This window comes from Pedobacter foliorum, assembly GCF_013266735.1.
In the GTDB taxonomy this organism is placed as follows: Bacteria; Bacteroidota; Bacteroidia; order Sphingobacteriales; family Sphingobacteriaceae; genus Pedobacter; species Pedobacter foliorum.
Window position 1 is genome coordinate 1 of record NZ_JABSNU010000021.1, and the last position, 12,123, is coordinate 12,123.

At 39.2% G+C, this 12,123-nt stretch carries 6 protein-coding genes; 1 reads left to right on the forward strand and 5 read right to left on the reverse strand.

Features of this window, described 5'->3' with window-relative positions:
- Nucleotides 1–232: 232 nt before the first annotated feature.
- The 3 genes from HQN83_RS23730 to HQN83_RS23740 form a co-directional block, all read right to left on the reverse strand.
- Nucleotides 233–2,671 (reverse strand): phosphocholine-specific phospholipase C, encoded by a 2,439-nt coding sequence (locus tag HQN83_RS23730; protein ID WP_173094008.1) that lies wholly within the window; start codon nt 2,669–2,671, stop codon nt 233–235.
- A 220-nt stretch (nt 2,672–2,891) separates the two neighbouring features.
- Nucleotides 2,892–4,382: a SusD/RagB family nutrient-binding outer membrane lipoprotein gene (locus HQN83_RS23735; RefSeq protein WP_173094010.1), complete on the reverse strand. Its 1,491-nt coding sequence runs from the start codon at nt 4,380–4,382 to the stop codon at nt 2,892–2,894.
- Nucleotides 4,383–4,418: 36 nt separating this feature from the next.
- Nucleotides 4,419–7,562: a SusC/RagA family TonB-linked outer membrane protein gene (locus HQN83_RS23740; RefSeq protein WP_173094012.1), complete on the reverse strand. Its 3,144-nt coding sequence runs from the start codon at nt 7,560–7,562 to the stop codon at nt 4,419–4,421.
- 227 nt (nt 7,563–7,789) lie between these two features.
- Here HQN83_RS23740 and HQN83_RS23745 point away from each other — a divergent pair, with 227 nt between their 5' ends.
- Nucleotides 7,790–9,082: a DEAD/DEAH box helicase gene (locus HQN83_RS23745; protein ID WP_173094014.1), complete on the forward strand. Its 1,293-nt coding sequence runs from the start codon at nt 7,790–7,792 to the stop codon at nt 9,080–9,082.
- Here HQN83_RS23745 and HQN83_RS23750 read toward each other — a convergent pair.
- The gene (locus tag HQN83_RS23750) at nt 9,079–10,482 is read right to left on the reverse strand and encodes an aryl-sulfate sulfotransferase (protein WP_173094016.1); all 1,404 of its coding nucleotides are present in this window, start codon (nt 10,480–10,482) and stop codon (nt 9,079–9,081) included. The genes HQN83_RS23745 and HQN83_RS23750 overlap by 4 nt on opposite strands.
- Before the next feature lie 107 nt (nt 10,483–10,589).
- Entirely contained in the window at nt 10,590–12,107 is a 1,518-nt protein-coding gene (locus HQN83_RS23755; RefSeq protein WP_173094018.1) for a RagB/SusD family nutrient uptake outer membrane protein, read from the reverse strand.
- Nucleotides 12,108–12,123: the final 16 nt, after the last annotated feature.

A 12,123-nucleotide genomic window follows, 5' to 3' on the forward strand; every position in this document is an offset into this window, starting at 1 on the left:
AATGTTTTGCCCACTGAAGTCCAGGCTTTTGCCTAAAGTTACATTTCCCATGGCTGTTTTTATAATAAATTTACACGTTGAAATTTGCTACTTCAAACATATAAACTGAAATAAATTCAGGGTGACGAATATTATCTGTCGTTGGTAATTTATTTTGCTTTGGGGTTTCCCCGAGGTCAATATGATGAGGGTACTAGCTAGAGTACCCTCATCATGAGAATAGATGGTTGCTTTAAACCAAATGACCCATTAGCGGATCTGTAAAGCTTTCTTTTGAGTGCTCGGCATGGCCGGCAAATTGCTGACTATAACCAGCATGTTTTTCTGCAGTAACCGTTAAATCATACCAGCTATGGCTTGATTTTAGGTCTATAGGAATAAAAATTTCTTCCTGATTTTTCTTTAAAACAGCTTTAATAGCTGCCTTTTTGTAACTGTTATCTTTTACAAGCAAATTAACTAAATCGCCACCGGCTAAGCGTTTAACGTGTAATAACACATTGCCATTTACTCGGCTACCATCTTTTTCACTTTGGTACATTAACGAAACCTCAATTTTAGGGTCGTTGGCAGTACCTTTATACCTACGGTAAAAACCGTTGGCACTGTACACTTTTAAATCATAAGCGCCATCCTTAAAGCTGTTTAATGGCCAGGTATAACCAATAGTATCACCCGCATCAACGGTAAAGTTCCAATTGTTGTCATTAGCGTAAACGATGAAACCTGCGCCTTTAGCCTTGTCGCCAAAGAACTTGTTACCGGCAGTAAAATCAATTTTAAACTGACCGTTTGCTGTATCCAATGCGCTATGAGCATAAAGTTCGTATGGAATTGCGTTTGCAGGTTTAATTCCAGGCTCCTGTTTAGGCAAATTAGGATTGCCTTTAGGGTTTTTAATGATGCCGGCAATGGCCAACTGATCTAAGTTTTTAAAGTTGTTAGGCAACTTGGCGAATTTCGCTTTGTGGATACTCTCCAGAAAAGGTAATCTTTCAACTGCTTTTGGCAGTGGAATTTTTTCGCCGTTGTAAGGTCTAAATATCGAGGTTAAGTCGCCGCATAGGCTTCTTCTCCATGAGCTGATGTTATCCTCATAGATTTTCTGGCCGGTTTTGTGACTTAAAAACTGCTCTAAAAACTGGATAGAAGAGGTATGGTCAAACACTTGCGAGTTTACGTATCCGCCTCTAGACCATGGCGAAACTACCACCATTGGTACTCTAAAGCCTAAGCCTAAAGAGCTTTCTCTATCACTGTTTTCTCCTTTGTAAAGGTACTCAGAGCTGTTGTCTAATGATTTTGAAACTATTCCGGTTTCAGGATTTTTAGGATCAGGAGATACAAATGGAGGAAGATGATCAAAGTATCCGTCGTTTTCATCGTAAGTAAGAACAAAGATGGTCTTTTTCCATACTTCAGGGTTTTTGGTTAGGATGTCTATGGCTTCTGAAAGGTACCAGGCACCATACCATGGCGCTCCCGGATGGTCAGAAAAATTGCATGGTGCAACCAGCCACGAAACGGTAGGTAATTTGCCGCCATCAACATCTTCACGGAATTGGTGCAGTACATCACCTTTAGGGATTTGGGCTGTTCTTTTAGTGCCATTATCATCGTAAGTAATGGTTTCCAGTTTGTGGAAATCAGGGTCGTTACGATTGGTTACAAAGGCTCTTCTATGTAGGTCTTGCTGCTCAGGAGTTAATTTGTCAAGGGTGTTTACCTCTAAGAATTCAATCTCCTTAGTTAGAAAGTCTAGTTTCTTTTTTAATTTATCGTCTGATTTGTCTTTTAATTTCGCTTCGACTTCGGTCTTTTCTTTGCGCAGGCCAACCAAATGTTCAGGATGTCTTTTTACATGGTATTGTTTAAAGAACTCCATGTCGTTATCTGTAAAGTTAGCCAACCAGCTGTCTTCTTCGTCCTCCAAACCAACACCAACGCTTAGTTCGTTTTGGTATATTTTCCAGTCTACATTGTGTTTAGAAAGGCGCTCCGGAAATGTACTCCACGAAACGTTTTCATTACCATCAATATAGCCGTTAGAGTGGTGGGCAAGAGATGTTGCATTTTGTTCTTCGCGGACTTTGCCAGTCCAGAAAAAGCAGCGGTTAGGGCTCGTTCCTGTTAAAATAGAACAGAAATTATGGTCGCAAACGGTAAAGGCATCGGCAAGAGAATAGTAGAAAGGGATGTCTTCGCGGTTGTAATATCCCATGGTTAATGGCATATCTTCATATTCTTTATTGCCTGATTTTTTGGCTTCTAACCAGCCATCGTTTCTGCCGTTGTTACGGGCATCGACCTGATTTTCCCACGAGTGTGGAAGTGAGCTCATCCAGGTTGCTTTTGTATCTTTAATGTTTAACCTGAATGGCGCATAGGTATGACCTTTTTTATTGCTTTGCAACCATACAGGGTATTGGTTGAGTAGGGTAATTGCTCTTGGATCGTTAAATCCTCTTACGCCTTTTAGTGTGCCAAATGCATGGTCGAATGACCTGTTTTCCTGCATCAAAAATACTACGTGCTCTGCATCTAAAAAGGTACTGCCTAGTTTAGGGTTTATGGCCATTGCTCTTTGTATTGCTGGAGGTAGTATGCCTGCAACCCCCAGTGCGCCGGTTAATAAGGTTGCTTTCTTGATAAAGTCTCTTCTGCTTTCCATTTAATTCAGGTTGTTTTATTCAGGTTAATTGTGGTTCGTTTTGTAATTGGTGTTGTTGTAATTGGTGTTGGTTTTTAATACGATCGTCATCCTGAATTTATTTCAGGATCCCTCAAGAGAAAGAAAACCCTTCTAGTGCGAGGTCCTGAAATAAATTCAGGATGACGATGTGCAAAGACAATTATATAAAAATATGAATTCTATCCTTATTTAACTTGCTTTATTTTACCCACCAAACTTGTTGGTTAATTTTATCGTTACCTGCGCCGAACTGCGATTCAATTGCTTTTGAAACATTGGTTTGGTTGTTATCATATTCCGATAAAGGATAAATCCAACGGTAAGGAATAGTAACTCCGGCAGGGCGACGGAACTCAGGGTATCCGGTTCTAAGGTTGTCGTAAAAGGCACTCCATCCCGACTGGAAGAAGGTTCTTAAATACTTTTGAGTAATGATCTGCTCCATTTTCTGAGCTGTTGTGGTGCTCAAAGCAAAGTTGTTTATCGGCAATGCCAGGTAATCATTTGCTTTTTCTTCCGTTACATAGGCTCCGTAAAGTTTGGCGTAAGATTGATAGAATTTAAAAGATGCTTTTACACCATTTTTGTAGTGTTGGTTCGCATCGCCGGAAATCCAGTTTCTTACAATTCCTTCGGCTATGATGAACTCTTGTTCTGAGTAACCCATTAGCACTAAAGGCTCATTGGTAGCGTCGCTTGGGAAACGGTCGTTTACTTTAGATACCTTACCATCTGCCGCTTTTATACTGGTTTCAGCATATGGCGCTGCAGGATCGCCGCCTTCGTAAGAAGTAAAATCATCAATTGCTTTACCTGCTTCTTTACCAATTTTTGTTTGTGTGCAATACAGGAATAAACGTGGGTCTTTTCTGTTTTTAAGGTGATCTATAAAGGTAGAAGACATAAACATACCCGATCCGAATCCGCTTGAGTTGAACTCTGGATAGCGGTTTCCTTCCTGATCTAAGAAAATTAATTGGCCATCATTATCTGCATCAGTAGTGCCTAAAATTGGCTCGCTTTGTACAATCTGAGCAAAGGTTTCTTTAACTTTCAGGTCGTTGTCGCTTTCTTTTTTAGACAAAGTCATTAGCACTTTTAGTCTGAAAGAGTTAACCAGTCTGCGCCATTTTGCGGCCTCACCTTTGTAAATGATATCGCCGGCAATAGGTGCGTTAGTGCCTTTAAGCATGGTATTTGCTTCGTCAAGTTCCTTAAGGATTCCTTTAAAAACGGTTTTCTGATCGTCGTAAACAGGAGGCTTGTAACCTGTCTGATCTTCTCCTTTTAGGGCCTGACTGTAAGGTACATCACCGAAGGTAAGGGTTAGGTTGTAAAAGTAGTAAGCTCTAAAAAATTTGGCTAAGGCGATGTAAGAGTTGTCGTTAATACGAGTGGCTTCTTCAATCATCTTGGTCACATTTCTAAGAGAGGAGTAGGCATCAAAATCACCTCTTCCCCATTTAAAATACTGGCCTTCGCTTTCTCCGTCTGTTTGTACAAGCATGCGGGTTGCATACAAAGGCGAACTACCGCTGTAGGCACGGAAGGTATCCCATTCTATTTTGGTTAGCAAAAGCTGAGGGTGGGTTTGTGTCGGTTTGTTAGGGTCTATGTTCATCAGATCCTGATCCTTGCATGATGACAGAAGGATTACCCCGGCTATTAAACTATATATTAATTTTTTCATTGTTCTGTTGTTTTAAAGGTGCTAATGTGTTTGCTGTTAAAGTTTTACACTTAATGATAAGCCGATAAATCTTGCTGATGGATCTTGTAGGTTGTTGTCATCGCCATAATCAGGATCTAACAGTGGCATTTTCTTCCACATCAATGGGTTGTAGCTGTAAGCAGATACGTGAACTGATTTTAAGCTACCCATTTTTATAACCTTTGCAAGGTCGTAGCCTACAGATATTCTTCTTAATTTGAAGAATGAGCGGTCAAAAACGTTAGCAAATTTCTTGTTTTCTTCTTCAGTAACTCTAGCCTGGTATGGATAGATCTGACTCCATGTTTGCCAGTTTACGGCTGTAGTGTTTTTCTTATAGGTACGTGTATCAGAAAGTACTTTTCCGTTTACGTCTCTTTTAAGTTCTCCGCCAGTAATTACTACACCTTCTGGAACATAGATTGCTTTTCCGGCAGCGTATTCTGCATCTCTGAATTCAACAGAACTTGGGTGTTTACCACCCCACCACATTTTTTCGATAGTTACAGAGCGCATAACACCGCCCCATGCTCCATCGATATCGATGTTTACATCAAAGCCTTTTATCATGAACTTGTTTTGTAAGCCTAAGCGCCAGCTTGGATCGCTATGACCAAGGTTTACATTGAAGTTATCTCTTGTAGGTAAGCCTGTATTTGGATCTAAAATTACTTCGCCTGTCGCGCTTTTTTGCCATACGGTTCCGTAAAAACTATCTGCTCTATCGTTTAGTTTCAGGTCTCCGAATTTAGGCTGGTTGTCGTATATTTCAGTTAGTTTTCTTTCAGAAGTGCTCCAGTTTACAGCAATATCCCATTTAAAGTCATCGCGTTTTATGGCATTGTAGTTGGCCATTATTTCCAGACCCTGAGTTTTGTATTTGTTGCCGTTTACTTTACGTGTTTTAAAGCCAGATGCTTCTGATGTAGCCGGATCTATGATCTTGTTCTCATCTATCACATTGTAATAAGTAAATTCTAAACCAACCTTTTTAACCAATGAGGTAGATAAACCAACTTCGTACGAGGTAGATTGCTCTGGTTTGATATTAGGATTGATAAGGCCAGCTGGGTAGGTAACTGATGGTGTTGTTCCGTAAGTTACGTCTTTTGTATAGGTAGAAGCGATGCTATATGGAGCAAGATCGTCTGAGACTTTTGCCCATGAGGTATAAAGTTTCAGGTAATCTAAAGCTTTAGGCATTTTTATATAATCTGAAACCATAGTACTTAAGGATGCAGATGGGTAAAAGTATGATCTGTTTTCTTTTGAAAGAGTTGATGACCAATCGTTTCTGCCGGTTAGGTTTAGGTAGACTGCATTGAATATATCGAAGTTTGCTGATCCGTATACACTTCGGATAGATTTCTGCTCCAGGTAATTTGTTGCCTGTACCGGACCTTGAGTGTTGTTTAAGCTGTAAACAAAAGGAACAATTAAGCCATCACTAGATGCATATTCTTGTTGTATATCTCTGTTAAAGGTAGATGCACCCGCGTTTAGGGTGAAGGTTAAATCTTTAGAGATCTCTTTGTTGTAAGAAGCAAGGAAATCCAGATCTACGTTCATTTGCGAGTTGTTCCACATCTTGTAATCGCCATTTCTTGAATCGCCATAGTTCATGTACGACTTAGGGCTCTTCATGTTATCGAACGATTTCTTTTCGCGACCTGATGCTCTTGCCTGTAAGCTTAAGCCCGGTGTTACCTGCCATCTAAGTTTTGCTTGTCCACTTAATACATTTCTGTCTGTTGCTTGTGTAAGTTCTTCTGAAGCGAAGTATGGGTTGTTGTACCAGGCGTAGTTATAGTTTGCCTGTCTGTAACCTTCCATACCCGGAACATACATGTGGTCTCTAAGGTCTTTACCGTTTACATCGTCGCCCATCCATATTAAGATGGTGTACATGTGGTTTTTAGGTCCGTATCCGTAACGTGGGTAATTTGGAGAGCTAACTTTATTATAAGATAGGGTTGCGTCTAATTGTAGGTTACTTGCAAGGTTAAATGAAGAGTTGAAGTTTATACCGCCTGTTGTAAGTGAGGTATTTGGCACCTGACCTCTTTGGAATCCGTATTTACCTGATGCATAAAACTGTGCTTTGGCTCCTTTGTAGGCAACTGAGAAATCGTTGTTAGTTACTATTCCTGGTCTTAGAAAATCGTTTAAGTTGTCGTGTCTAACCCAATCAGTAGGTACTCTTTCATATTTAGATTTATCATCATAGATAGTTCCTTTAACGTTTCCGTACCATTCAATAGTTTCGCCGGTTTGTTTGTTTCTTAGTGGGCTGTTCCATTGTGCTATTTTAACACCTGGTTGAAATTTAGGCCCCCAGATCATATCACCATCAGAGATACCACCATCTTCACCGTCCCAGAATTCGTATTTTCCGTTAGATCCGTTTCCGTATTCGGTTTGTGTTTTAGGGAATACAGTGAAACCTGCCGTAACCATGTTGTTGGTATTGATGTTGATTTCCAGTCCGTCCTTATCTGCATTTTTTGTAGTGATTAAGATTGCTCCGTTTCTACCTCTTGAACCGTATAAGGCAGATGCTGTAGTACCTTTTAGCACGTTTATGTTGGCAATGTTATCTCCAGAAACATCAAAAAAGTCTGTTTCAACAGGGATACCGTCAATTACAATAAGTGGATTTTTACCTCTTAAAGAGAAGCTTGGCGATTGGAACATTCCTGTAGGATTGTTTACTGTTAAGCCAGCAACTTGTCCGGTTAGTGCATTACCAATGTTCATCGTTTTTGATTCTGACAATACATCTGTTTTCACTTCTTGTGTTGCGTATCCAAGCTTTTTCTTTTGTTGCTTAATACCAATTGCAGTTACTACTACCTCGCCAAGAGTTTTAGAGTCTTCTAGCAAGGTAACATCTAGTTGCGATTTACCTGCTACGGAAATATTTTGTGAAATGTAACCCAGGTAAGTAAATGAAAGGGTGGCATCTGCAGCTGCAGAAATACTGTATTTACCTTCAAAATCTGTAACTGTAGCTTTTTTTGCGTCTGCTACACTTACACTAACGCCGGGTATACCGTCGCCCTTGGTGTCTTTTACGACCCCTTTAATGAGATTTTGTGCTAATGCTGCCTGAGCGAAGAGAAGGCACATAACACTAAATAAAAGTAGTTTTCTTTTCATATTGGAGTTTGATTTTTACAGCGCAAATCTAGAGGGGTGCTGTAATCTCAATATGAAAATGGGATTATGGTTTTGTGTTTTTTGTGCAAAAGAAAGCCGGTGCCTATAACTTAAAGGTTATAGATTAAATTAATTGTTAACTATGTATTAGCTTTCTGTTTTCTATGAATAACGATGTTGTTTTATTTCCGTAAATTTGCGGCATTATAATTTAATATTAGGAAACTGTGTCGTTAGATAAATTAAAACTAAGCAAGTCGCTGGTAACAGCAATGAATGATGCCGGATATATATCTGCTAAAGAAATTCAGGCAAAAACTATGTCCAGAATAATTGGCGGGCAAGATATTATTGCTGTTGGACCTGAGGGCTGCGGTAAAACCACGACCTATGTACTTGGGGTTTTAATGCGTTTAAAATACAGTACTGATGAGGCTCCTAAGGTATTAATTCTTGTTCCAGATCAGGAACGTGTGCTTGCTGTAATTGAAGAGTTTAGGCTTTTAAGTAAAAACCGTAATCTGCGTATTATCGGCCTGTACGGCACAGGAGGGATGGATGAAGTGATTCAGGAACTGTTAGACGGTATCGACATTGTTGTTGCTACACCGACCAGAGCTCGTGCAGTATACTTAAAGCTTGGCCTTAACTTAAACAGATTGCAGATGCTGATTGTTGATGATGCTGAAGTAATTGTAAAACAAGGAATGCAGTTGCCGGTTTGCGAGTTAGCAAGAAGCGCAGGTAAGGTTCAACATTTGATTTTTACTACTGTTGTTCATGATAAACTGAACCTTATGATTGATCAGTTTATGAACTTCCCTACTACTTTAGAGGTTGAAGATCTTGGAGAGAGCAAGGCAATAACTCATGAGCTTTTGTTATATCAGGTGCCTAATTATAAAACAAAAGTAAACTTACTGAACCTGTTATTACGTGATGACGAGGTATTTGATAAGGTTGTAGTTTTTGTGAATTCGAGATTAACAGCACAGAAGCTAGGTAAAAGTTTACATTCAGCTAAGCCTGGTGAAGTTTCTGTATTGAATCCGTTGTTTTTTGACGAAGAGGGTTTTGATCATATTGAAGATTTTAAAGATACTGCTGAAGCCAGGGTTTTAATAGTAGCCAATGAAGGATCTGCAAATGTGGATTTATCTGGCATTCCATTCTTATTCCACTTTGAGGTTCCTGAGCAAAAGGAGCAGTTTTTGAGTCGCGTAGTAAAAGCAGGAGAGGAAGAGATTGTGGCCATTACTTTTGCTACTGATATGGAATTGGTAGATTTAAGGAAGATTGAGCAGTCGTTAGGCGCTAAAATTCCGGTTATGGATTTACCTGAAGATTTAGTGATTGATAAAGTTGTTAAAGCTTCTACAAAAATTAAGACCGTAAAAGAAACTGTTGAGGGGCCTAAAGGTGGCGGTGCTTTTCATGATAAAAAGGAAAGTAACACTAAAGACTACAACTACGGAATAGGGCAGAAGGCTAAAATGACCATGAAAAAGAAACACGGTTAATTTTCTATATACGGCGCTAACTTTTCTTTAGGTATAAACTCCACTCGATAAGGCATAATACTACTTTTTAGCATCCAAAGGAAGGTTCCTTTGAAGTTGGTAAGTACTACAGTATGCCTTTTTGAGGTGCACTGTAAAATTGTAGTATCTGCTACCAGATAGGAGCTTCCCATACGATCGTTATATATCTCCTGTGGGAGTTTTGTTTCTGTAACCAGTTGGGAGGTCTTGTCGCTTTCATTTAGCTTAAATACCAATGTTCTGCTTAACTTTTTACTAGTGCCATTATCGAACAGCATCAGGTTGCCTTGGCTGTTCATGTGGACAGAATGGCCTTGGTCAAATGTGCTTCCTTCGGGCATTTTAAAGTCGCCATCTTTACCAAATTTCCAGATTACTTTGCCTGTTTTAGCATCAAGCTTCCAGATTTGTCCGTTATTGTAAAAGGAGATCAGGTAGTTGCCATCTTTATCAAAACTTAGGCTATTGGCATGCATCCAGTCTTTTTTATCTCTCATTAAGTTCTTGTCCTTTAACGGATCAAGCTCATCAAATACCTTCCAGCTCCATATTTTCTTTCCAGTTCTATCGAGTACTAAAATGCCATCGCTTTTTACGGTGTCTTGTTTGCTGCCGCCATATTTGCTCAGGTCCATTATCTTTTGTTCTACACACAAGGTAACAACCTGGTTTTGCTTGTTTAATATGATTTCGTGATGGATGGTTTGCTTAAAGTCTTTTTCTCCTTTTTTGAGGTGAAGTAGAGTATCACCATTTAAGGACACTTCAAGTATTTCATTGCCATAGCTAGTTGGATATTCATCGTTACCAAGAATTGAGAGTAAGGTTTTGTTTTGTGTAAAGTGGGTTGTTTTAAAGCCTGTTCCATTTACCTGATGATACCATCTTATTGCTCCTTTAGCATCTATTAAGAAAATAATGCCTGGTATTTCTCTTCTGTAAATGAGCATATAGCCTTCTTTAAAAGAGGTAGGGATTACTTTTGGATCGGGAGCATAAACTTTAAAGAAGTCCTGTATCCACATTGGGAAGTCATTTGTTTTAAAGTCGTAGGTTTTGCTGGTAGCCTGGCAGTTTTTGGTCTGTGTAATTACACGATATTGGTATTCTTGTTTGGGTTTTAAGTTGGTCATCACTATGTGGTGATGCTTTTTGTTTGTAGAAATGGGAGTTTTTGATAACTGTTTCTCTTTTCCTTTTATCCAATATTCAATTGAAACATCCAAAGGTTGTTTGAGTTCTACATCTGCATTTACTCTTAGGCTATTTCTGTCAGGAGCGCTGAGTTTTATTTCTATGATTTGTTCTTCGCACTGATTGGAACAGGCGCTTAACAGGAACAAAAAGAATACAGGAATCAGTCTCTTGATGAATAGCATATGAATAGTTTTTAGGAGTAGTACAAGGTAAAGGGAAATTGTATAGAAACAAAAATCGGGATACAACAATGTTAAAGTTGCCGTATCCCGATTAGCTGTATTAATTATTAAAGTCTTCCTGCATTGTTCAGGTTAGGGTTTAAATCAACCTGAGTTTGAGGATAAGGGAAATATCTGTGTTTAGCAATATCAATTGCAGCTGGTTTGCCAACTGATTTTAGATAAGCGTTAACTACTTCCTGGTATTTACCCATACGAATTAAATCTGCTCTGCGTTTGCACTCAAAGAAGAATTCCCATCCGCGTTCCTGTAGGATTTTATCGCGAAGGCTTTCTTTAGTATAAGTGCTTGCATCACCAAGTAGGGTTGCTTTTGAACGTCCTTTTACTGAGTTGATAAGATCTATACTTGCTTTTGTTGGGCCATTTACTTCGTTTAATGCTTCTGCCTTGCAAAGAACAATATCTGCGTAGCGAAGAATTGGAATACCGTGACCATCATAATAGGTTTTAGAACCAGCCGGATCTGCATATTTTTTAGTAGCAACGTCTGGTAAGTAGTATTTACCGGCAGGAGGGGTAGTTTGTCCTGCAGGCGCCTGCATATAATCTAAACCATCGGTTCCTTTGTAGCTGTAAAAGAACATTTCACGACGTTCATCATTTGGTGCGTATGAATTCCAGAAGCTCCAACTCACTGCATAATATTGCCAGCGATCTGTTACAACCGGATTATTTAGTGGACCAAAGTGGTTCATTAACTCGGTTGCATCATTTAATGCATCAGCCAATGAACTGAAGATAGATTCTTTACACCATTTGTTGCTTTCGGCAAATAGACCAGCATATGTTGGAAATAACTCATACTGGTGTAGGTCTTCTATTTTTTGAATGGTTTCTAAAGCTTTTGGCCATTGGTGTTCTCTCATGTACAGCTTTGTAAGTAATGAAAGGGCAGCACCTTTAGTAGCACGACCAACGTCATTAGTAGGGTAGATTGCTTTTCCTTCGTAGTTAACAGGAAGGTTTTCAGCAGCAGTTACTAAATCATTTATTAGGAAAGTGTTGATAGTCTCGACACTAGCAGGAGGTGTTTTAGCTGTATAGTTAGGCTCTTTCATCTCTTGCTCTGTAATAAGAACTACTGGGCCAAATTCATCAGTTAAATCGATGTAAGCCAGTGCTCTTAGGAATTTGATTTCCGAAAAATACTGCTTTGTTTGCGCTTCTGTAAGCGTTTTTATTTTTGGAATATTGTTTAATGCATTGTTTGCATCAGCAATTAATTTGTATTGATGCTGATATGCAAAGTTTATGTATTTGTTGTTGTTTGACCATTGCGCGTCAGAAAGCTGTGAGATATCCCCTGATTGAAATGAGTGACCGATATCAGTTGTAAAGTCTGTAATGGCCATTTGAAATCCGGCATAGTATTGATAAGAATCACTTACACCACTTGGTTGTTTCAAACGGGCATAGATTCCATTAACTGCAGCAACGGCATCAGCATTTGATTCAAAAGCATTAACATCAGTTAAAGAGCTATAAACGCTAGGTTCGGCCGTTCTTTTACATGAAGCAAGACCTATTAAACAAGCTGAGAATAAAATTATAGTACGTTTCATAATTGACAATTGTAAT